21 protein-coding genes are annotated in these 22,055 nt (G+C 62.9%); 2 read left to right on the forward strand and 19 right to left on the reverse strand.

What is annotated here, in order from left to right; genetic code table 11:
- Nucleotides 1–86 precede the first annotated feature (86 nt).
- Complete coding sequence (locus tag E6C55_RS24535) at nt 87–746, forward strand: thiamine diphosphokinase (RefSeq protein WP_407923766.1); 660 nt, start codon at nt 87–89, stop codon at nt 744–746.
- A gap of 41 nt (nt 747–787) precedes the next feature.
- On the opposite strand, the gene E6C55_RS24540 is transcribed toward E6C55_RS24535, so the two are convergent.
- The 17 genes from E6C55_RS24540 to E6C55_RS24620 all read right to left on the reverse strand — a co-directional run bounded on the left by E6C55_RS24540 (nt 788) and on the right by E6C55_RS24620 (nt 17,168).
- A complete protein-coding gene (locus E6C55_RS24540) occupies nt 788–1,564 on the reverse strand; it encodes an MBL fold metallo-hydrolase (protein ID WP_136372471.1) in 777 nt (258 codons plus the stop codon).
- A gap of 28 nt (nt 1,565–1,592) precedes the next feature.
- On the reverse strand, nt 1,593–2,270 hold the full coding sequence (locus E6C55_RS24545) for a GNAT family N-acetyltransferase (RefSeq protein WP_136372526.1): 678 nt from the start codon (nt 2,268–2,270) through the stop codon (nt 1,593–1,595).
- A gap of 429 nt (nt 2,271–2,699) precedes the next feature.
- Complete coding sequence (locus E6C55_RS24550) at nt 2,700–3,356, reverse strand: GNAT family N-acetyltransferase (RefSeq protein WP_136372472.1); 657 nt, start codon at nt 3,354–3,356, stop codon at nt 2,700–2,702.
- Between the two features lie 37 nt (nt 3,357–3,393).
- Nucleotides 3,394–4,251: a carbon-nitrogen hydrolase family protein gene (locus E6C55_RS24555; RefSeq protein ID WP_211093643.1), complete on the reverse strand. Its 858-nt coding sequence runs from the start codon at nt 4,249–4,251 to the stop codon at nt 3,394–3,396.
- Nucleotides 4,252–4,396: 145 nt separating this feature from the next.
- The gene (locus tag E6C55_RS24560) at nt 4,397–5,758 is read right to left on the reverse strand and encodes a HAMP domain-containing sensor histidine kinase (protein WP_136372474.1); all 1,362 of its coding nucleotides are present in this window, start codon (nt 5,756–5,758) and stop codon (nt 4,397–4,399) included.
- Entirely contained in the window at nt 5,755–6,450 is a 696-nt protein-coding gene (locus E6C55_RS24565) for a response regulator transcription factor (protein ID WP_136372475.1), read from the reverse strand. Before E6C55_RS24565 ends, E6C55_RS24560 begins: the two co-directional genes overlap by 4 nt.
- A 259-nt stretch (nt 6,451–6,709) precedes the next feature.
- Nucleotides 6,710–8,344: a serine/threonine-protein kinase gene (locus tag E6C55_RS24570; protein WP_136372476.1), complete on the reverse strand. Its 1,635-nt coding sequence runs from the start codon at nt 8,342–8,344 to the stop codon at nt 6,710–6,712.
- A gap of 192 nt (nt 8,345–8,536) precedes the next feature.
- Complete coding sequence (locus E6C55_RS24575) at nt 8,537–9,562, reverse strand: SAM-dependent methyltransferase (protein WP_136372477.1); 1,026 nt, start codon at nt 9,560–9,562, stop codon at nt 8,537–8,539.
- Nucleotides 9,563–9,568: 6 nt separating this feature from the next.
- Nucleotides 9,569–10,345: an ABC transporter ATP-binding protein gene (locus E6C55_RS24580; RefSeq protein WP_136372478.1), complete on the reverse strand. Its 777-nt coding sequence runs from the start codon at nt 10,343–10,345 to the stop codon at nt 9,569–9,571.
- A gap of 46 nt (nt 10,346–10,391) precedes the next feature.
- Nucleotides 10,392–10,703: a thioredoxin family protein gene (locus E6C55_RS24585; protein ID WP_230986841.1), complete on the reverse strand. Its 312-nt coding sequence runs from the start codon at nt 10,701–10,703 to the stop codon at nt 10,392–10,394.
- A 13-nt stretch (nt 10,704–10,716) separates the two neighbouring features.
- Nucleotides 10,717–11,070: a cyclic-phosphate processing receiver domain-containing protein gene (locus E6C55_RS24590; RefSeq protein WP_136372479.1), complete on the reverse strand. Its 354-nt coding sequence runs from the start codon at nt 11,068–11,070 to the stop codon at nt 10,717–10,719.
- Nucleotides 11,067–11,954, reverse strand: a complete 888-nt coding sequence (locus tag E6C55_RS24595) for a deoxyribonuclease IV (protein ID WP_136372528.1) — start codon at nt 11,952–11,954, stop codon at nt 11,067–11,069. The genes E6C55_RS24590 and E6C55_RS24595 overlap by 4 nt, the downstream gene beginning before the upstream one ends.
- Before the next feature lie 5 nt (nt 11,955–11,959).
- Nucleotides 11,960–12,727, reverse strand: a complete 768-nt coding sequence (locus E6C55_RS24600) for an Fpg/Nei family DNA glycosylase (protein ID WP_136372480.1) — start codon at nt 12,725–12,727, stop codon at nt 11,960–11,962.
- 46 nt (nt 12,728–12,773) lie between these two features.
- Entirely contained in the window at nt 12,774–13,598 is an 825-nt protein-coding gene (locus E6C55_RS24605; protein ID WP_230986842.1) for an HAD-IIA family hydrolase, read from the reverse strand.
- Between the two features lie 192 nt (nt 13,599–13,790).
- Nucleotides 13,791–14,393 carry a nitroreductase family protein gene (locus E6C55_RS24610; protein ID WP_136372481.1) on the reverse strand — a complete coding sequence of 201 codons (603 nt, stop codon included), beginning with the start codon at nt 14,391–14,393 and terminating at the stop codon, nt 13,791–13,793.
- Complete coding sequence (locus tag E6C55_RS24615) at nt 14,390–15,349, reverse strand: ABC transporter substrate-binding protein (RefSeq protein WP_168735864.1); 960 nt, start codon at nt 15,347–15,349, stop codon at nt 14,390–14,392. The genes E6C55_RS24610 and E6C55_RS24615 overlap by 4 nt, the downstream gene beginning before the upstream one ends.
- A gap of 136 nt (nt 15,350–15,485) precedes the next feature.
- Nucleotides 15,486–17,168, reverse strand: a complete 1,683-nt coding sequence (locus E6C55_RS24620; protein WP_136372483.1) for a helix-turn-helix domain-containing protein — start codon at nt 17,166–17,168, stop codon at nt 15,486–15,488.
- Here E6C55_RS24620 and E6C55_RS24625 point away from each other — a divergent pair.
- Nucleotides 17,137–17,970, forward strand: coding sequence for a carbohydrate-binding family 9-like protein (locus E6C55_RS24625; protein ID WP_136372484.1), 834 nt, complete (start codon nt 17,137–17,139; stop codon nt 17,968–17,970). The genes E6C55_RS24620 and E6C55_RS24625 overlap by 32 nt on opposite strands.
- A gap of 275 nt (nt 17,971–18,245) precedes the next feature.
- On the opposite strand, the gene E6C55_RS24630 is transcribed toward E6C55_RS24625, so the two are convergent.
- Nucleotides 18,246–19,616 carry a ribonuclease H-like domain-containing protein gene (locus E6C55_RS24630; RefSeq protein WP_136372485.1) on the reverse strand — a complete coding sequence of 457 codons (1,371 nt, stop codon included), beginning with the start codon at nt 19,614–19,616 and terminating at the stop codon, nt 18,246–18,248.
- The gene (locus E6C55_RS24635) at nt 19,613–21,898 is read right to left on the reverse strand and encodes a DEAD/DEAH box helicase (protein ID WP_136372486.1); all 2,286 of its coding nucleotides are present in this window, start codon (nt 21,896–21,898) and stop codon (nt 19,613–19,615) included. Before E6C55_RS24635 ends, E6C55_RS24630 begins: the two co-directional genes overlap by 4 nt.
- Between the last annotated feature and the right edge of the window lie 157 nt (nt 21,899–22,055).

A 22,055-nucleotide genomic window follows, 5' to 3' on the forward strand; every position in this document is an offset into this window, starting at 1 on the left:
TGTAGTTTGAATCTTCGCCGTCAACTCGGAAGCGCGTCCTAGGCGCTTCGCGATGGCGGCCCGAATAGGTGGAGAGTGACGACATGATGGCGAATTCGCCTTGGAATAGAGCAATTATTGTTACGGGAGGCCGTCTCGGCGAATGGGCCGCGGACATCATCGCGGAAGACGACTACCGGATCGGCGCCGATAGCGGAGCCCTCTTCCTCGCCGAGCGGGGCATCCGCCCGCATCTTGCGCTCGGCGACTTCGACTCGATCGACGAACGCGAGCTTGCGCTTGTGCGGGCGATGTCGGACGAGACATTGGGCTTCGACCCCGTCGACAAGGACTGGACGGACACCGAGCTTGCCGTCCGCGAAGCGATCGACCGGGGGTACCGCCGCATTCTGATCGTCGGGGGTCTCGGCAGCCGCTTCGACCACAGCCTCGCGAACGTCCATCTGCTCGCTCTCGCCGCCTCCGAAGGCTGCGAAGCGCGGCTTCGGGACGAGCACAACGAGATCGGCCTGCTGACCGGCCCTTCGAGCCAAGCGCTGGAAGCGGACGACAGCTTCCCCGTCGTCTCGCTGCTCCCGCTGACGCCGGAGGCGAGCGGAATTACGCTTGACGGGTTCGTCTATCCGTTAAACGACGCGACGCTGCGGATCGGCATGTCGCTCGGAGTCAGCAACGAGCTCGCCGGCCGTTCCGGCACGATTCGCCTCGGCGAAGGCCGCCTGCTCGTCATCCGCTCGCGCGACTGAGCGCGGGGCGCTCCGCAAGCGCTTCGCCAACCCGCGCCCTGCTAACCGATCGTCAGAACAAGCCCTTCCTGCGCCAGCCTCACGTTCGGAGGCAGCCCGTAGTCCTTGCGAACATCGATGTCGTGCGACAGATGCGTGAACACCGCCATCTTCGCCCCGACCTCCCGGACCAGCTCCAGCCCTTCGGTTACGTCGTACAAGGATCTCGTCTCGCGCGCATACGGCTCCTTGTAATAGCTCGTTCCGAGCACGAGCAGGTCGACGCCCCGCAGCGGCCGCTTCTCCGCCTCGCTCAAGTCGAACGAATCCGAACAGTACGCCCAACTGCTGCCGCTTGTCGGGTGATCGAAGCGATAGGCGTAAGCATAGCCGTTTTTCCCATGGTTGACTCGCCACGGCTTGACCGACCATCCCCCGTACGCGATGCCGCCATCGTTCTCCGTCAGGCGGAGGCGCGCGCCGATCCAGGGGAAGCGGCTTAGCACCTCGCCGATAACCTCGCGCGGAGCGTACACGGCGGCCGTCGTGTCAAGCCAGCGGCACGCGTCCGCCCATTCCACAAGCCCGCCGATATGATCGAAGTGCGCATGCGTGAGCAGCCCTCGCCCGACGCGACGGACCCCAAGCTTCTCCATCTGGGTCCGCCAATCCGGCCCGCAATCGAGCAGCATCGGAGCCTCACCGTCGCACTCGAGCCAGACGGACGGCCTCAGCCGCGCGTTCCGCCCGCCGCTTCTTGCTTCCTCGCACACCGCGCATTCGCAATACACCCGGGGAGTTCCAAGCGAATCCCCGTTGCCCAGCACCGTTATTCTCATCCGTTACTCAATCCCATCCTGCTTATGCTTACAGAGGCAGCAGCGCCACCGTGCCCTTCTCCTCAAGGCTCGCCATCATCTCTTCCCATTCGCGCGGCTTGTTCGGCAGCGCCGAGTAGTACCACCGCAGGAATCGCACGGGAAGCTCGGCCGGCAGCGATTCCGCGTCTTCGTCCGCCGGGCGGAAGCAGAAGTCCAGCCCTTGAACGGCTTTGCCCTCATGGTCCCAGGACGGATGGACGTACGCAAGGTCCAGCTTCTTGTAGCCGACGTGCGACAGCACCTCGCGGCGAACCGACGGATGCATCGGGGCAACCTTGCCGAACGAGAGCGCGCTTGTCGCATCCGCTTCGGGATTGTAGATCTCCGCGAACATGCCGAGCGAAGGCACGCCAGACTCCCGCTCGAGCCGCTTCAGATGCTTCTCGCGTTCGACCATCAGGAACCGTCCGATGCCAAGGCCGGTTCTGCCGATAATCGTGAAGTCCGTCATCGCGACCTGAAGCTCCGGGCGATAGCGGTATTCGGTCGCTCCGACGACCTCGTCCTCGTGAATCGCCACGCAGACCTGAATCGTCGGATCGAGCAGCGGCTCCCTCCACAGCTCATAGGCCAGCACCTCCTCCGGCGGGAAAACCTCCCCCATCAAGCGGTGCATCTTCGCGAAGAACGGGTCCTCGATCGAAGCGATATGGTGATAGCGCAATGCCATTGTCGTCCTCTCCTTCTCCGTATAAGTTAAATTTAGAGACTCCAACGAGCTTGCCCGTTTCGAAATGGGCCGATTGGGATGCAGACCGCCGCTGGCCGCGAAATGTAGTCGAAATTTCATGCTTATTCATTCTCTTAGGCCGCAGTCCGCGAATTGTAGTCGAAATTTCGTGCTTATTTGCTCGTTTAGGCCGCAGTCCGCGAGTTATAGTCGAAATTTCGTGCTGGTTCGCTCGTTTAAGGCGCAGTCCGCGAGATATAGTCGAAATTTCGTGCTGGTTCGCTCAACCTGGCCACGGGTCAAGAGCTTCCGGTTCGCCATTGTATACGGTATTCATTTACGGGTTTAACTTGCCAGGTTAAGTCCATTCGTTCAACTATACCGTTCTTGTTCCCAATGCTCTTATGCTCCGGCTCGCATCCGTTATTTAAAAGGATTCCGCCATTCCATCAGCGCGGCGTTGCTCCCCGACTGCTCGTCTTCGAGATAATTGCGGACGACGCCGACCGGCACTCTCCCGCAGCGCAGCAGGAACGTCAGCACCGGGTCGGTTCGTTCCCCCGCCTCCACCTGCTCCACATACTCTTCCGGGGTCAGCCCGGGCGATTCCGAATGGTAGCCCGGCATTCTCCCCCCGCCAAGCAGCCGGTCCGCGCCGAGATGAACGACTGTCTCGTACATGGACTGCATAAGCCACTTGCCGAAGCCGAAGCGGCGATAGCCGGGCGCGACGCAGATGTCGACGACGTATACCGTATCCCCGTCCGGTTCGTGATTGCGTATGCAGCCGTCATCCGTAACGCTCGCCCAATCGTGGCGGTCCCCGTCGCGGAACGTACGGCGCAGCGCCGTCATCGAGCCGACGATTCGCCCGTCCATCTCGGCGCAGAGCGCCCCTTCCGGGAACCGGGAGACATGCTCGCCGAGCTGCTCCTCGCTCCACCAGAGCTCGGACGGGAACGGAGGCGGGAAGCTCAGCTTCTGCACCTCGATCAGCCCCGCGAAGTCCTCCCTCGTATAATTGCGAATGACAGCCGGGGCGCAGCGATTCCCGTCAGTGGCGATCCAGCGCTTATACATGACTTTTCCTCCCTGCATCGTTTAATATCAAATCCGTTCAATTCCAATCCGGATACAGGTCGGTGCGGCGATCGCGCCATGTCGTCACCGAGCCCGCCCGACGCACGTCCTCGAGAAGCGACAGATCCAGGTCAGCCGTGATCAGCATATCCTCGCCGATCTCGCCCTCGCACAGGATGCCGCGCGGCGGGAACGGAATATCGTTCGGCGCGATGACCGCCGCCTGACCGTAGTTCGCGCGCATGAAGTCGACCTTGCGCAACGATCCGACGGTGCCGGTCGTCACGATGTACACCTGGTTCTCCACCGCCCGCGCATGGCAGCAGTAGCGAACCCGGTAGAAGCCGTGCCGGTCGTCCGTACACGAAGGACAGAAGATGACGTCCGCCCCCTTCGCCCGCACCATGCGAACGATCTCGGGGAATTCGATGTCATAGCACGTCAGGACGGCGATGCGGCCGTATTCCGTATCGAAGACGGCGACTCCGTCTCCTCCGGTCACCTTCCATTCGTCCCGCTCCGACGGCGTGATATGAATCTTGTCCTGCGTGCGATAACGTCCGTCCGGCAGGAACAGGAAGGCCGTATTCCGGAGCTTGTCCCCAAGGCTCGTAACGTGGGTGCCGGCGATAAGGTACATGCCGTACTCGCGGGCCAGCCCGGAGAACAGCTCGACGTAGCGGTCCGTATAAGCCGGAAGCTCGGCAATCGGCCGTCCCTTGCCGCTCGTATCGCCGATGGCAAGCAGCGGCGTCGTGATGAATTCCGGGAACAGCACGAACTTCGCGCCGTATTCGGAGGCGTTCCTTGCGTAGTGAACAACCTGCTCCGCCCACTCCTCGAAGCTATCGGCATCGCGAAGGGCGAATTGCACGGAAGAAACTCTCATTCTCAAGCGATCATCCATCCTTTCTCTCCCCTTATTATAAGGAGATACGCTCAAGGAGCAAGCGTCTTCCGCCGCACGCTTCTCGACGCCGTCGCCAGCTCAGAACGGCAACAACCGGCCTTCCCGTTGTCCGGGGAAGCCGGTTGCCCGCTTAAGTCAGATGCAGGTTGCGGGGGAACTGGATTACGATCGTCGTTCCGACGCCGATCTTGCTGAACACTTCCACGTGGCCCCCGTGCACGTCCACGATCTTCTTCGCGATCGAGAGCCCGAGCCCGCTGCCGCCCGTGGAGCGATGGCGCGCCTCGTCCACCCGGTAGAACCGCTCGAACAGGAACGGAATCTCGCTCTCGGCAATGCCCATTCCGTAGTCGGTCACCTCGAGCTTCACGAGGTTGCGGTCGAGCCGGACGCGCACGTCGACCGGCTCCTTGCTGTACTTCAGCGCGTTGTCGATCAGAATCTGCACGAGCTGGCGAATCTTGTCCTTGTCCCCCAGCATGTGCACGTTGGGGTTCGGAGCGTGAACGCGAATCTCGCGCTGGAACGTTGTGCCGAGCACGCCGGCAAGCTCTCTCAGCACCGCGACGACGTTAAAGCGCTCGACCTGCAGCCATTCGTCCTGCTCGGCTTCCGCAAGTGTCAGCATCGAATGGGTCAGCTTCTTGAGCCGCTCCGTCTCGCTGCCGATCGCTTCGATCGCCTCGTCGCGCACCTCGTCGTTGTCCTTGCCCCATCGCTTCAGCATGTCCGCATAGCTGCTGATGACGGTCAGCGGCGTCTTCAGCTCGTGGGAAGCGTCGGCGACGAACTGCTTCTGGCGTTCGATCGTCCGGTCCAGCCGGTCGATCATCTGGTTGAACGCGCGAATGAGCTGCTGCAGCTCGATCGATTCCTCCCGCCCAAGCTTCACCTGGTGCAGCTTCCCGCTTCGGTCGATCTCCTTCATCGTCTGAACCATCTGACCGATCGGCCCGGTGAGCCGGGAGGTGAACCAATACGTTCCGAAGATCGCGAAGACGACCGCGCCGACGCTTGTTGCGCTCAGCGCGCCGACAAGAATCTGCAGATAACCGTCGAGCACGGTAAGCCGCCTGATGCCTTCGACAACGCCGATCAGCTCATTATGATTATAGAGCGGCTGCGAATAGACGAGGACGCGCTGTCCGCTGATCCGCACCGTCTCGGAGCGCCCGACGTTCGCGATGACCGGCGTGATCGACTTCAGCTCCTTGTCGATGCCGACGCTGTTGACGACTTCCATGTCCTTATTGACGATGCGCATCATCTCGTTGGCGTTGTACATGTCGCTCAGCAGCTTCGGGTCGTCGATGCCCTCCATGTCGCTCTTGCGCAGCGTCTCCACGATCAGATCGGTCTTGTTCGCCATGATCTGCATCTCTCCCCGCGTCGTGACGCGGATGACGAAGAAGTAAACGAAGATGTTATACAGAATAAGAATGAAGATCAACCAGAATACGGTGAAAAGCGTGAAGCGCGAGCGGAGAGTCATGCATCGGGCTCCTTCACCATGTAGCCGACGCCCCGGACCGTGTGGAGCAGCTTATGCCGATACCCCTTGTCCATCTTCTGCCGCAGGTATCGAATATACACGTCCACGACGTTCGTGTCGCCGATATACTCGTAGCCCCAGACGTCCGAGAGAATCTCCTCGCGCGTCTTCTCCTCGTTCTTGTGCTTGGCGAGGTACAGGAGCAGCTCGAATTCCCGCGGCGTCAGGTCGATCGCGTGGTCCTTGCGGAACACCTTGCGCGTCATCAGTTCGATCGTCAGATCGCCGATGCGCAGCACGTCCTCGTTCTCGCCTTCCCGCGAAGCCTTGAAGATTCGCAGCAGGTTCCTCACGCGGGCAAGCAGCTCCTCCATCGCGAACGGCTTCGTGACATAATCGTTCGCGCCGTGCTCGAACCCGCTCACCTTGTCCGGCACCGTATCGCGCGCCGTCAGCAGGATCACCGGCGTCGCCTGGTCGTTCTGGCGGACGCGCCGCAGCACCTCGATGCCGTTGAGCCCCGGAAGCATGACGTCCAGCAGCATCAGATCCCAATCCCCGGCCGCGGCCATCTCAAGGCCCGTGCGCCCGTCCTTGGCGCGCTTCACCGTATAGCCCTCATGCTCCAGCTCAAGCTGAAGAATGCGGGCGATGCCATCCTCGTCTTCGATAATCAATATATTCTCGCTCATGATTCACCTCATCGCATTCGTTTGCTCCGTCTTCGAAGCGGTTATCCCCGACAGGGCTCCTCGCGTTTATCTATACCGGATCTTCCCGAGCGGTCCTGCGCATACAGGATGCCCATCTGGGCAACAAGTCCTACGCGAAGCCGACGGGCAAGAGTAGATGCGCTTCCATTCCCAACTATGGATGCCGTCTCTACACTCCATTGTATCATGCTTGTCCCGTTTGTTCGATGCCAACCTTTGCCTGGCCCGAAGTACCCTGCTATCGCATGGGCCGATTCTCCCACAGCCGCTCGAGCAGACGGTCGCAGGCGGCTTCCGCCGCTCCGCCGATCGATGGCAGCTCGCCGCTCCATAGCCTGCTTGCCGCTTCGGCGTACGGGACGAGCGGGATGGACAGCAGCGGCGCTTCGGGCAGCATGCCGAGCCATTCGTCCCGGCCCGCGAATGGATAATCGCGGTTCGCGAGCCAGCCCGTCTCCGCTCCGCGGGAACGGGCGGCCTCCATCAGGCGGAGCGCCGCCTGCTGCCGCCGTCCGCTCCAGCGGAGCGGCAGCGAATCCGCGACGAACAGAATCCGGTCCGCATGGCGCGCGACCCAATCCTCGACGGCCGGATGCTCCCAGCGGCTCGACACGTCAAGCAGGACGATCCGTCCGTCCAGCCGCCGCAGCCAAGCCGCGAACGCCGCTTCCGGCGGGCGGCGCGAACCGTCCTCCGGATCGAGCGGATAACAGGCCGCCCGGCCGCGCTTCCAGGCCGGGGCGGCGGGCAGCATGCCGGCAGGATCGCAATAGGCGCAGCGGGGCGGCTTCCGCCGCTCCCCGTCCAGCCAGGCGAACAGCTCGGGCTCGCCGCCGGGGCATTCCGCGACGGAGTGCGGCGCGCCGAGCGCCGTCAGCCGCGCGGAGAGCGCGAGCGCGACATAGGTGGCGCCCGCGCCCGGATAAGCCGAGACGACGGCCACAAGCTCCGGACCGCCGCCTCTTCCCGCGCGAGCCGGCTTCGCTTCGCCGCCCTCGGCCGCACCCCGCTTCTCCTCCCGCATCGTCCCTCCCGCGCCGCCGCTCCCGGCTGCCAAGCCTTGAAGCTCGCGGTACAGCAGTTGAGCGCTGCCCGGACGATCGGTCGGCAGCGGCGCAAGCAGCCGCGACAGCAAGTCGCGGAACCGGCGCGGCACGTCCTCGCGGCAGGCGTCCGGGCGATACCCGCGGGAAGCAAGCTCGCCTCCCGACAGCAAGTAATAGGCGAGCGCGCCGAGCCCGTACAGGTCGGTTCGCTCGTCCGATTGCAGCCCGCGAAGCTGCTCCGGAGACGCGAAGCCGGGCGTGCCCAGCCGCATCGTATCCGAAGCGGCGCTCTCCCGGTAGGTTCTGGCGATGCCGAAGTCGACAAGAATCGCCCGGCCCTGTCTGTCGATCATGACATTGGCGGGCTTCAGGTCGCGGAACACGATCGGCGGCCGCTGCGCGTGAAGGTAGCGAAGCACGTCGCACAGCTCGATCAGGTAATGGACGATCTCGGCGAACGGCAGGCGCAGTCCTTGATTAAGCCAGCGCTGCTGCAGCGATTCTCCGGCAATGTAATCCATGACGATGCACGCCGGCAGCCCGCCGTCCGGCCGGTAATAATCGACGATCTGCGGAAGGTTCGGATGCTGAAGCCGGCTCAGCAGCCGCGCTTCGGCAAGGAACCGTTCCTCCGCCGGCGACTCCTCGCCGGGCAGCGGCCCGACGAACTTGAGCGCCCTGAGCTTGCCGCCCAGCCGCTCGTCCTCGGCGAGCAGGACGCTTCCCATCCCGCCCCGCCCGATCGGCATCCGCACGCGATAGCGCTCCGCGAACAGCTCGCCTGCGGCCGGAAGCCCGGCGAACGGCCGCTCTTGTCTGATCTCCATATCCCTTCATCTCCCCCGAGGAAGGGCAGGTCTCCTTACAGCATTCGGAGACGGCCCCGGATTTGCGTCCGTCGATCATCCATTCCAGCCAAAAAAAATCCCGCGCAAGCAGAGAGCCTGATGCGGCTCGTCTGCCGACGCGGGATGCTTTCCCGTGCGGTCCTCTGGGCGAAACGGCGCTCACAATAAACATTAAGGCCGTCGCTTCACCCATATTGTAACTTCTTCGCGGTTGTGGAACAACTGCTTCACCTTGCGAATCTCGAAGTGCTTCTTGTATTCGGCGAGCAGGTCCTGAATCGTCTGCATCGGCTTGCGGTACATCAGCTTCAGCGTGATGATGCCGGAGGCGCCCGCCGACAGCGCCGGAGCAAGCTCGGAGACGATCCGGCACGTATGGTGCGGGTCCCAGCTCATGTCGCAGACGAGCAGATCGAACGAGCCCGGCGCGAACTTGACCTCGGCGGCGTTCTTCCTCAGATGGCGCAGATGCGGATGAAGCAGCAGCGACTCGTCCATCTCCGCCGGGTCGACGGCCGTCACCTTGACGCCGCGCTCCAACAGCACGGAGGTCCAGCCGCCCGGCGCCGCCCCGAGATCGAGCGCGTGCATGAAGCTCTTGAGCGGCAGGTTAAACGCCTTCTCCGCCTCCAGCAGCTTAAACGCCGCGCGCGAGACAAGCCCTTCGTCGCGGCGGAACCGCACCGCGCCGCCCGGCCAGTCCGACAGATTGTCGTCCGGACGGGACAAGCCGAGATAGAGCGATCTCTTCGCTGCATAAACGGACAGAATCCAATCCGCGTCCCGCGCCGTCACTTCCGCTCCCAGCTCGCGCAGGACGGGAGCGACCGCATCGCGGCCTTCCGCGCTCGAGAACGGGAAGATGCTGCTGGGCGACTTGCGCACCTGCACGGCAACCTTCTTCCCCTTGAGCTTGTCCGCAACCAACGAAGCGAACCGGGCGAGAGCCGCCGCCGTCTCTTCCTGCGAGTCCGAGATCGGCTCTTCCGCGCCGACGGGGAACACATGCCGCAGGAAGATCGGCTCCTTCTTCTTCAGAAGAGCAACCCATTCCTCTTCGGACGCCTCTCCCGCAGACACCTTGAACGTCTCTCCCGGAGCAAGCCCAGATTGCTGAATGCCGGGGAAGCTTCTTCTCAATTCTTCCATCGCGAACGGGGCGAAGCCCGGGTTCGCGGTTGCAATAAAATCAGCCATTCGTCGTTATTCCTTCCCGATCTGAATCCAAGGCCGTTCCCGCTGCCACTCCACCCGGATGTCCACGTCGTACGCCGAGTGCAGCAGCTCCGGCGTCAGCACTTCCCGCTTCGGGCCGGCGGCGACGATCGCCCCATCGGCCATAAGCGCCACATGGGTGAAGAGCGGAACGATCTCCTCGATATGGTGCGACACGTACAACATGGTCATTTTCCCAGAAGATAACTCCTCCAGGGCGTCCAGGAACTTCTCGCGCTCGTACAGGTCGAGACCGGCGCAAGGCTCGTCCAGAATAAGCAGCTTCGGGCCTGCCATCATCGTCCGCGCCAGCAGCACCTTCTTGCGCTCGCCTTGGGACAGCGTCCCGAACGGCTGCTCGGCCATGTGCGCGAAGCCGATGCGCTCCAGCTCGCCCATCGCCTTGTCCCGCACCTCCGGCGCCACTTCCTCGTAGATGCGAAGCTTCGCGTCGTAGCCCCCGACGACGATCTCCCATACCGGATCGCGAAGCGTGAACTTCTCGATCAGGGACGCGCCGATGTAGCCGATCTCCTTCCGCACCTCGCGGAGGTCGACCGTGCCGTACCGATAACCGAGCACGTCCACCGTCCCGGTCGTCGGGAACAGATAACCGTTGATCATCTCCAGAATCGTCGTCTTGCCGCAGCCGTTGCGGCCGAGCAGCACCCAGTGCTCGCCGCCCTTCACGTCGAGGTCGACGCCCCGAAGAATCTGTCTCTCCCCGCGTCGCAGGGTCAATCCGTTTAACGCGATTACGCTCACCGTAGTCTCTTCCCTTCTGTGATCTGGCTGCGATCGGCGGCCTCGCTCAAGATGGGCGAATCGCCTCGGTCAGCTCCACGACGGAGCCGAACCGATACAGGCTGCGCCGCTCCCCGGACTCGCCGTCCGGAAGGGACAGGCAGGGCACGCTCTCGATCCGAAGCCGCTGCGCCAGGCCCGGCATCGCGTTCAGATTGGCGGCGCGAATGCGAAGCTCCGGCATCATCGCTTCGGCGATCTCCAGCATTCTGCGGGCGAGGGCGCACGTGCCGCAGAGCGGAGTGTACACGTACAGCAGGTCGCCATCCGTCAGCTCCGCCAGCAGCCGCTCCCAATCGCCGCCTTCCCATTCCATCATCGTTCAGGCTCCTTCATCGTCCGGACTCCCCGGTGCGCTCCGCCGCGACCTCGCTCAGAACGGACGGAGGCATCGGGCCGTCGTGAATGACGACTCCTTCCGGGTTCGCATCGCGAAGCGCCTTCACCATCTGGGCCCTCCCGTACATGCTCGAGGAATGCACGAATACTTGCTTCGGATAGCGGGCGCCGGCGATCAGGCCGTGCACGACGTAGAGGCCGTTCGGTTCGCCGATGCCGAGCTCGAAGTCGAGCGACAGAATGTTGACGTCCTCCGATTGCAGCAGCAGCAGGCATTCCGCCGCCGTGCGGGCGACAACGAAGCCTTCCGGGCAGCGACGCAGATCATCCAGGTAAACGTTGATCATCCGTTCTCCTCCTCCAAGCGAGTCTCGTCCGGCCGGTTCTCCTCCGAACGAGCAGCCGTGCGAGCGGCAAGCAGCACCTGTCTGATCTCATCCGCATGCGTTCCGTCCGGACCGGCGGGCGTCTCCATAATGAGCGGCACCCCGTCGAGTTCGCGCGAGGCGATCGCTTCCGCGATCCGCGCTTCGCCGATGTGACCTTCCCCGATTCTCGCATGGCGATCTCTTCTTGCCCCTGATGGGTAACGAGAGTCGTTCAGATGGACCGCCGCAAGCGATTCCCAGAAGCCAAGCTCGCGGCCGCGCTCGAGAAGACGCTGCCAATTCGAGCCGTCCCACTGCCCGCTCGCGAACAGGTGGCACGTATCGAGGCAGAAGCCGACGGCTTCCGGCCTTGCGCACAGCGACCGGACCGTCGTCAGCTCCTCGAACGTCGTTCCCGTCGGACCGTGGTCCCCCGCCTGGTTCTCCAGCAGAATTCTCGCTTCGCCCTTCCAGCTCGACAGCACATTATTGATATATTGTATAACATTTCGATAGCCCTGTAACGGGTCGGAACCGCGATAGACGCCGAAGTGGACAACAACGCCGATCGAACCGCAGGCTTCCGCAATCTCGAGGTCGTTCAGCGTGCACGCCGCCATCCGCCGAGCCTCCTCGCCTTCTGCGGCAGGGTTCACGAGATAAGGACCATGCGCGACCGAGACAACGCCGTTCTCCCGGCACCATGCGGCACAGCGCTGCGCATCCGCGCGATCGAACGACTTAAGCTGCAGGCTGCGGGGATTCTTCGGAAAATATTGAAAGGCGTTCCCGCCGATCCGAACCGCGGTCCTGGCCGCCTCCGCGTAACCTCTTCTCGTGCTCAGGTGGCTTCCGACGACGATCAAGGTTACGCTTCCTTCTGGCAGGAAGGGCAGAACGTCATCTTCTTCGATGACAGAGCCTCCTGCCGAATCGTTCCGCCGCAGCGCGGGCAGGCTTCGCCCTCGCGGCCGTGCACGCGGAACGGGAAGCCCGCGGGGTCCGCCGCGGCTTCTTCAAGCACCTTGCGCATCGAGCGATAGATTCGCCGCTTCGTCTCGTCGGCCAGCTCCGGGATCGGAGCGGCCGGCAGCACCTCCGCTTCGAAGCAAATCTCGTCCGCATAGGCGCCGCCGATGCCCGACACGAGCTTCTGGTCGACCAGCGTCGCCTTCAGCTTGCCGCGTCTGGCCGACAGGCGCTTGACGAACGCCTCCTCCGTCAGCCTCGCGTCGAACGGGTCGGGGCCAAGCCCCCTCCACATCTCATTGACGCTCTTCGCGCTCAGGCGATGGCAGGCAACCGCTCGCGGTCCTCCGGCGAACAGCGTCTCGCCGTCCTCGAACGACAGCGCGATCTGCGCCCGTTCCCCTTCCGGAGCGGACGGGCCGAGATGCAGCCAGCCGCCCGGAGGCAGGGCGAACAGCACGCGATTGCCGTCATCGAGATGAAGCAGAAGCTGCCTTCCTCTTCGCTCGACGAAGAGCACTTTCCTTCCGTTCAGATGACTCGCGAATTCGTCAATCGGTTCGTTGATCGCCTGCTCGCGGCCGACCTCAACCTCCCGAATCGCAAGCCCGCACAACAGCGGCGACAATTGCCGCCTGTAGGCGTCTATTTCCGGCCAATCCGACATGTCTCGCTCATCCCTTCGTTGAATGTTCTCCTGTTGTTTATCTCGTCTATAAAGAAGTCAGCCACGCGGTCAATTCGGCCGGGCCGTCGCACACCGCATCCGGCATCGCTCCCGCTTCCTCGCACCGCCGGCGCCAATCCCTCTCCGTGCACAATCCGGTCAGCACGAGCACGGTCTTGCACCCGACCTCAAGTCCCGCCGCGATATCGGTGCGCGGATTATCGCCGATGACCCATGCGTTCGCCGCATCCACGCCGGCGCGGGCCAGCGCGTAATTCATCAGAATCGGCGAAGGCTTGCCGATGACCGTCGGCTCGACGCCGGCGGCCGCTTGCAGAGCCGCGGCGATGCTTCCCGCGCCGGGCAGAACGCCGCCGGCCACGGGCAGTTGGCGGTCGGGATTCGTCAGCAAGTAGTCTGCCCCCGCCAGCAGATGCGCAACGGCCTCGGTCAACTGCGCATAAGTAAGCTGCCGGTCCAAGCCTTGGATCACGAGTTCGGCGCGGCCGTCGCCGGCCGGGACGAGCCCCGCTTCCCGGATCGCTTCCTGCAGGCCGTGCTCGCCGATCACGCAGACCGCCGCTCCCGGGAATCGCTCTCCGGCATAGTACGCGGCCGCTTCCGCCGAAGTGATCACCTGGTGCGTGGTCGCCGGAATTCCTAATGTATGAAGATGCTCCGCCACCTGCGACGGAGTGCGCGTTGAATTGTTCGTCACGAACCAGCAAGGCATGTCCTGCCTGTACATCGTCGCTATCATCTCGTCCGCGCCGGGGATGCGCTCGTCCCCCCGGTACAGCGTCCCGTCCAGATCGAACAGCAGCGCTTGCGGCTTGTTCATCGCGGGCGGGCTCAAGGGCCATCTGTACATGAGTTCCACTCGCTTTCTAGTACTGGAGGATCAGGTGAACTGTCATTATTCAACAATACTCTGTACACCCCCGAATGGCAAGCACAGCCGTGGAAAATCAGGGCATTCCCGGCCGCGCAACTGCAAACGCCCCGAACGAGGCCGCATCGGCTTCATTCGGGGCGTTCGCTGGTTATCGGGAGCGTTCGTGGGTTATCGGGAGCGTTCGTGCGGTCCCGGCGCTTGGTCCGCCGAGTCGCGGAACACCGTCAGTTCCTCGGCGGGGGTGCGCGGCTTCGGGCTTGCGATGCGGGCGGAAGGATCGCGATAGCCCATATGCAGCGTGCCGACCACATGCTCGCCCGGCCGGACGCCGACCGCTTCTCGGAACTTGGGATTCCAGTTGTAATCGTTTGTTTTCCAACAGAAGCCGATTCCGCGTTCCCATGCCAGCAACTGCAAATTCTGAATCAGGCAGCAGCAGGCGGCATAGGCTTCTTCCCATTGATGCGGCCTCGGCTCCTCCGCCATCACGACAAGGAGATGCACCGGCACGTCCTCGCAATAGCATCGCGCGACATGGCCTCCGACCTTGGCCCGCTTATCGTCCGGGTACGTTGCCAGCACCGCATCCGCGAATGCGCGGCGGCCTTCGTCGGCGAAGACGATGAATCGCCAAGGCTCCTTGGCGGAGTGGAACGGCGCCCATACCGCATCGTTCAGCAGCTCCAGCAGCACCTCGCGGGCAATCGGGCGCGGCGCATAGCGATGGACCGTTCTGCGCTCGCGGACGACCCGAATCATCGCATCGCTCATTGCGGCTTCGCCAGCGCGTTCAGCACGTCGTCGATTTTCCGCTGTTGGGCCAGCACGCCGAAGGTCATCCAGACATCCTCGCTCACTTGATGCACATGCCCCGCCTTAACCGCGGGAATATTGTGCCACAGCGAGGTCGCCATCATCTCTTCCGCCAGCTCCTTGCCGTCATCGTTGACCACGAGGAACAGGTGATCGGCGTCGATCTCCGGCAGAAGCTCCATTGAGATGTCCTTGAACGATTCTTCCCCCCACACCAGCTTCTTGACGATCGGCGCAGGCTCCAGGTTCAGATCGTCGTAGAGGACGGGAGCGGTGTAGTTGTTCGGCCCTCCGTACAGGCGCAGCACCTTGTCCATATCGATCCGCAGCAGCGCAACCGTCTCCCGCCCGACGGATTGCTCCAACTGGCTTCTCGCCTGGGCGGCCTTGTCCTCGTAGGCGGCCAATACTTGTTCGGCTTCGTCCGACTTGTTCAGCAAGCTGCCGACCTCGCGCAGCGTCTTGCGCCAATCGGAGGCGGCGTCTTCGAACACGTAGGTCGGCGCGATCTTGCTGAAGAGGTTGTAGCGCTCATCCATCGCGAAGGAAGGGAAGCCGAGCAGAATCAAGTCCGGCTTCGCCTGAAGGACGGCTTCGAAGTCGTAAGCTTGAATATCGAGCTTCGCGGCATCCTTCAGCTCGTCTTGCAAGTAGCCGATCGTAAAATTGCCCATCGCGAACTGCATGACCGGTTTGACGCCAAGCGCGACGAGCGCGTCTTCCAAGTATAATCCGATGACTCTCTTCGGATGCTCGGGCGCCTCGATCGTTCCGTACGCGTCCGTGAACGTTCTCGCCGCCGCATCGGACTTGTTCCCGGCTGCGGGCGAGGAGGCGTTGCCGCAGGCCGCGGTTGCGCATAGCATTAATAATAAGACGAGCAGCAGCCCCAGGCTGGTCTTCCGGTTGTGCATGAATGGATAATCCACCTTCCGTTGACATTGATAATTGTTATCAACGAGAAGTGTAGCAAATGCCTCTCGGCGATTCCATATACAAACGATGGCTCGCATTTGCAACTTTGTTGGCGAAGCGGAGCGAACGGCTTCGTCAGGATAGCAGCCTCGACAGCTCCTCCAGCTTGGCGGTCTGGGCGATGGCGCCGGAGCTTGTCCAGCAATCGAATGTCAGCTCGTGAAGCCGCACGGTCCGGCCGGTCGACACGGAGGGCCAGAGCGGATCGCTCATCAATCGGTCGGCGCGCTGCCGCCCTTCCCCCAGCGGATCGACGATCAGCAGAACGATATCCGCGTCGAGCGTCTCGAACTCCCGAAGATCCACACATTCCGCCGTATCTCCCCGAACCCTTTGCTGCACAAAAGTTGGCATTCGCAGTCCCAGCTCTTCGTATAGCAGAGAGCCGTTGTCGCTTCCGTTCCCGTACAGCCAGAGGTGCTTGTGCATGCATACGCGAACCAGCGCGACCGACTGCGTGCCGACCGTGCGCTGCAAGTGCCGCCGCACCTCCCCGGCCTGCTCCTCGCAGCGACGGATGGCCCGCTCCGCCGGCTCCGTCTTGTCCAGCAGCCCCGCTATCGCACGAAGCGTCGAGCGCCAGCCGTCTTGACCGGCCTCCATCACATAGGTGGGAGCGATGCCGGAGCATTCGTCGTAACGCCCCTGAACCGCGAAGTCGGAGATGCCCAGCAAGATCAAATCCGGCTCGCTCGCCCGAATCGCCTCGCAGTCGAACCGCTTCACGTCCAGCTCGGGGACGGCTTCCATGTACGGCTGCAAGTAACGCTGCGTATAATCGTCCATCGCGAACTGCAGAACCGGCCGGATTCCCAGACAACACAGATGGTCCTCCAGATAGAGCCCGATAATTCGCGCGGCAGCGCCAGCCGGCCGTTCAACGGCGGCGGCGGCGAGCGGCCGGCCGAGCTCGCCCGAACGGATGTAGCGTCCGCGGTGTCGATTGGCATAGTCGATCGGCGGCATTCCGACATGCTGCTTGAACTTGCTGCTGAAGTAGAACTCGCTGTTGAACCCGACGTCGCGGGCGATCTCCCGCAGCTTGCCTCGTCCGAGCAGCAGCCGCTCCTTGGCGCGAGCCATCCGAATGGCCGTCAAATATTCCATCGGACCGACTCCGCAGCTCTTCTTGAACGCTGTTGCGTAGCTCCACAGGCTCATGCCCGCTATCGCGGCAAGCTTCTCCCGCGTCATCGGTTCGCGGTATCGGTGATTCATATAAGCAATCGTGCGTTCGATGCCGCCCGCTCGGCTCGTCCCGTCTTCCCGCGGAAGCTCGGCTTCCTTCCATACAAGGCAGATCAGGCTCATAAAAGCCAGCTCGGTCTCCAGCCGCGCCAGCGCGCCCGTCTTCAAGCGCCGGCGGTACAGTTGACGAATGAGCCGTTCCGCTTCTTCCGTATCGCGGAAGGCGATCTCGCCGCGGAACGGGCATTCCGCCCGTTGCGCAACCACGCCCGTTCCCGAATCGGGCGGCAACTCCCCTTCCGACAGCTTGAGCGTGTCGAAGCGAAGCTCGTAGCCCTTCAGCCCGCCGGCCTCCGAATTCCGCCAATCCGAGACCATGCCGGGCACGAAGACAAGGCAGCTTCCGGGAACGGCATACAGGGCGGAGCCGTCGACCTCGATCCAGCCTTTGCCCTCGACGATCCATACGAGGCTGTGACCTGTTGCAAGGCCGCCCAGCGTCGTCCAGTCGCCGGTTGACCGATAATGAATCTCCCCCATGAGAAAACGAATGCTGCCGTTGTCGCGCATGTCCGGTTCCTTCCCCTTCCCGCAGCACCGGCCCGCGGCCGTCTCGATCGTTCTTCGAAAGGCCGTCCCGCTTGACGATTCCGGCGGAACGGCGCTATGCTCAAGACGACTTGACGATCCAACGAGAGAGGTGCTCGCTATATTACGGTATACCTGCCATAGAATCGATACGGAGCTTGCGATCGACGGGAACCTGGCCAAGCCGGAGTGGCTCCTTGCTCCCGGGGCTTCGCTTCTGGATACGGTTACGGGAGCTGTTCCCGTGCAGCCGACGACGGCCAAGCTGCTCTGGAGCGAACGCTTCCTGTATGTCGCCTTCGCCTGCGAGGACGACGCCCCCAACGCGACGATGACCGGCTTCAACGACAAGCTGTACGAAGAGGAAGTCGTCGAGATCTTCGTGGACGACGACAACGATCTTCGCACGTATATCGAGATCGAAGTGAACCCGCTGAACGCCGTCCTGCACTATGCGATTCACAACCATCCGGACGGACACAGCCTCGCGTTCGCCCGAACGGATTGCCGGCTGACGACGGCCGTCAGGCTCGATCCGGAGCAGCGGCGCTGGACGGCGGAGATCGCCATTCCGTTCACCGAATTCGTCGCCGCCCGCCGCAGTCCGCCCCATCCCGGGGACGAATGGCGAATGAACCTGTACCGGATCGATCGGCCGCAGGACGGCTCGCCGGACGAATATTCCGCCTGGTCCCCGACCGGAGAGGTGCAATTCCACAAGCCCGATCGCTTCGGGCTGCTGATCTTCGCCGATCGGGAGGGTTCATCTCCTCCGCCACCATAAATGTGAAAAACCACATTCATTCGCCGACAAACCGCCTCGGGCGACCGTTCTATGCTAAAAATCGCATAAAATCGCCGCTCGGCCTTCACCGACGACCGATTTTATGTGAAAAACCATATTCATTTGAGAAAAAGCGGCCCTTGGCGCCAAATGAATGTGAAAAATCATATAAAATTGCGAATATGGCGCGCGGCTTCGGGTCCTGGTGCGAATCTTGGTGAGGGCCAGGTGCAGTCTTGGTGCGAATCCTCCATATATCCATCATCCTCTATCCATCATCCTCGCGCCAGCTTGCGCCGCAGCCGTTCCACCCGCTTGCGCAGCTCGTCCCGCTCCTCGCGAACCCGCTTGGGCTCGCGGGGCGAACTCGGCCGCCGCAGCGCCAGGTCCAGCGCCGCCTCGGCATACCCCAGAGCGGCACCGTAATCCTTCGCGCGATGCTCATAGTACATCGCCAGTTCGACGTGCGCCTCCGTCGAAGGCAGCGCCGCCCGTTCCGCGCGCACAGCCGCCCGCTCCCAGAGCGGCAGCGCCGTCTCATAGCGGCCCAGCCGCTTGTAGCGCGCCGCCGCCGGCAGCCACCAGCGCCATGCAGCGGCATCCTCCCGCCCGATCAGCGCCTCGAACAGCCGCTCGGAGCGTTCGCTCTGGCCGTGGACGTCCAGCCATGCCGCCGTCCGGTACAGCTCCTCCGCCCCTTCCGGCGGCGAGACGGCAGGCTCATCCCCGCCGAGCAACGCGCCGAAGTGCGCCGCCAGCGACACAAGCGTCAGAATGTCCCGCTCATTGTGATGGTAGACGCCTTCCAGATGGCCGGCATCGCCGTCGCTTAAGTACCGCATGTACAGCTCGGGCGCAAGCGAACCGGGCACATCCTCTCCGCGGGCGATGCCGAGGCGATCCTCCTCGATCCGGCTAAGCCGGCACGATTCGAGCGTGTTGCGCCACAGCGCGCGCGACGGGTGCAGGAAGTCGAGATGCCCCGGCTCCTTCCCGTTCGAGCGCCAGCCGTTCAAAATATAACGGTTGACGAGCACCGGCCAGTCGAACGTGCGCCCATTGTACGTGACCAGATGCGTCCGGCCATCCATCCGGCCCAGCAGATGGAACAGCATCGCCCGCTCCTCGCCCGGGTGACGGATGAGCGTCTGCTCGACGACGAATGCCTCGCCCTCCTCGTCGAAGAAGCCGATGCCGATCATAAACGGCACGTTGCCTGCCCCGACGCCGAGCCCCGTTGTCTCCGTATCGAGGAACAGCAGCTTGCCGACGTCGAGCTCCGGCTCGCGATCGGCCTCCTCCTTCTTGTTCTGCCTAAGCGCAACCGGCCCAAGCCGAGTCGCGCTCCGCATCAGGGCGCCAAGCTCGTACAGCCCGTGAGCGTAATGCAGCGGGTAAGGGATCGTGCGGAGCAGGAAGCTGCCGTGCGAGTTGTCGACCTGCCTCACTCCGATCCGTTCGAAGGCGGGGTGCAGCGCATGATCGTCCGCTGGGCTCCGAGTGGCACCGGCCGATTCCCTTTGACTGAACGAATTCGGAACGCCGCCGCCCTCTTGCCCGCTTCCATCGCCATTGTCCTCCGCTGGCTTGGCGGAACTCGCTTGCGCCTTCAGCCGCGCCAGCCTCTCGCGCAGCCCGCCGCTCATTCCATTCCCCTCGCTTTGTTCAGCAGGCCAAGCGCCAGATCCTTGCCGAGCAGGCCGACCTCTTCGATCGGGCCGACGCAAGCCGGACAGCCGCTCATGCAGCCGCAGCCGACAATGAGCCGTCCCGCTTCCTCCAGCAGCTCGTCATGCTGCTCGAACAGCCGCTGGCTGAGGCCGATACCGCCCGGATAACGATCGTAGAACGTGATCGTCGGCCGCTTCGTGTGAGGCGACTTCACCTGCGGGAAAACGCGAATATCGAGCGGGTCGCACATCAGGCGCAGCGGCGCGAGGTGGATCAGCACGTTCGCAAGGCCGAGCAGCGCCATCTGCATGTCGTTCGCGCTTCTGCCCTCCGCCGCTTCCTCGGAGAACGAGAACCAGTAGGCGCTCGTGTGCAGTTCCTCCTCCGGCAGGTGAATGGGACCGGAACCTATGTTCTCGTGAGTCCGCAACCGGATCTTCTTGAAGATCGTCGGCTTGGCCGTGACGCTGACGTCTCCATATTCGCGCTGAATCGCCCCCGTCGTCCGTTCCCGGTCCGCATGCAGCACCTTAAGCTCCACCGCCAGGCTTGCGTCCGTGAAGTAATCGACGTTCACTTGGCGGACAAAAGCTTTTTTCTCCGGGTAATCGAGCTTCTCGACCTGGTATTGGACACCTTCGTGCAGATAGATCGCTTCCTCGTGGATCAGCGTAGGCGCGCCGAAGCGATCCACCTCGCCGATGACCCGGAAGCCGTCCGACATGTCGATGATGACGAAGTTCTCCTGCGCGGCCGACCGCAACGAGATGTTGTGGGCCGGGAACGCCTGCTCCATCCAGTACCAGCGGCTGCCCGCCCGATGAAGCACCTTCTCCTCCGCGAGGAATTCGAGCAGATCGCTCAGCTTCTCTTCGCCGAACGTATCGCCGTCCTCGAAGGGCAGCTCGTACGCGGCGCACTTCACGTGGTCGAGCAGAATCAGCAGGTTGTCCGGGTGGATTCTCGCCTCCTCCGGCGGCCGGCCGAAGAAATAATCCGGGTTCTGGATCAAATATTGATCGAGAGGATTGCTGCTCGCCACGAGGAACGTCACCGAGCTCGTATGCCTTCTTCCCGCCCGCCCCGACTGCTGCCACGTGCTCGCGATCGAGCCGGGGTAGCCGTTGAGCACGCAAGCCTGCAACTGGCCGATGTCGATGCCGAGCTCAAGCGCGTTCGTGCTGACGACGCCGCGAATCTCGCCGCTGCGCAGCCCCCGCTCGATCTCGCGCCGCTGCTTCGGCAGATAGCCGCCGCGGTAGCCCCGGATCGTCTTCTTGCCGAGCTCTCCCTTGACGAGATCCTGCAGGTACGTCAGCAGAATCTCGACGCGCACGCGGCTGCGGGCGAACACAATCGTCTGGATGCCGCTGCGAAGCAGCAGCGCGGCCAGCTTTTGCGATTCCAGCACGCTCGAGCGGCGGATGCCGAGCTGCTGGTTGACGACCGGAGGGTTGTAGAACACGAAGTGCTTCTCGCCCGACGGCGCGCCGTTGTCATCCACGAGCTGCACCGGCTCCCCGATCAGCCGCTCCGCGTGCTCGCGCGGGTTGCGGATCGTCGCCGACGCGCACAGGAACTGCGGCTCGCTTCCATAGAAGCGGCAGATTCGCTTTAACCGGCGAATGACGTTCGCCACGTGGCTGCCGAAGACGCCCCGGTACGAGTGCAGTTCGTCGATCACGATATACTTGATATTCTCGAACAGCTTAACCCACTTCGTATGATGTGGAAGGATGGCGGAATGCAGCATGTCCGGATTCGTCACGACGATGTGGCCGGCATTGCGGATCGCCTGCCGCACGGCGGGCGACGTGTCGCCGTCGTACGTGTGCGTCTTGATGTCCGCGTCCATCCGGTCGGCCAGCTCTTGCAGCTCGGCCACCTGGTCCTGCGCAAGCGCCTTTGTCGGGAACAAGTAGAGCGCCCGCACGCTGTCATCCCGAAGCAGATGTTCGACGACCGGCAGATTGTAGCAGAGCGTCTTCCCGGATGCGGTCGGGGTCACGGTCACCACGTGCCTGCCCTCGCGAACCGCCCGGTAAGACGCCGCTTGGTGGGTGTAGAGCTCGCTGATGCCTTTTTGCCCAAGGGCTTGCTTCAGTCTCTCGTCCATCTCGGCCGGCAGCGGAACCGTCCTCGCCTCCTTGGCAGGCAGCGTCTGCCAGTGCGTGACGTTCGCCATGATCTCGGGGTGCCCCTTGAGCAGTTGCAGCCACTCGTCCATCGTCGCCGCCTTGCCCGTAAGTGGATTCATTTATGTACCGCCTCCGAACATTCGTTTCTTCCATTGTACAGAATATATGTTCGCTGAATCAACGGCAGATTGCGATTGTCGTTCCGTCGACACGAATGTCGACCTCTGCGCTTTCCCGGGAAAAGATTATTGCGCAATACGAAGCCAAGGTTGGAGC

Origin of the sequence: Cohnella fermenti, from assembly GCF_004801405.1 — a bacterium.
Taxonomy (GTDB): Bacteria; Bacillota; Bacilli; order Paenibacillales; family Paenibacillaceae; genus Cohnella; species Cohnella fermenti.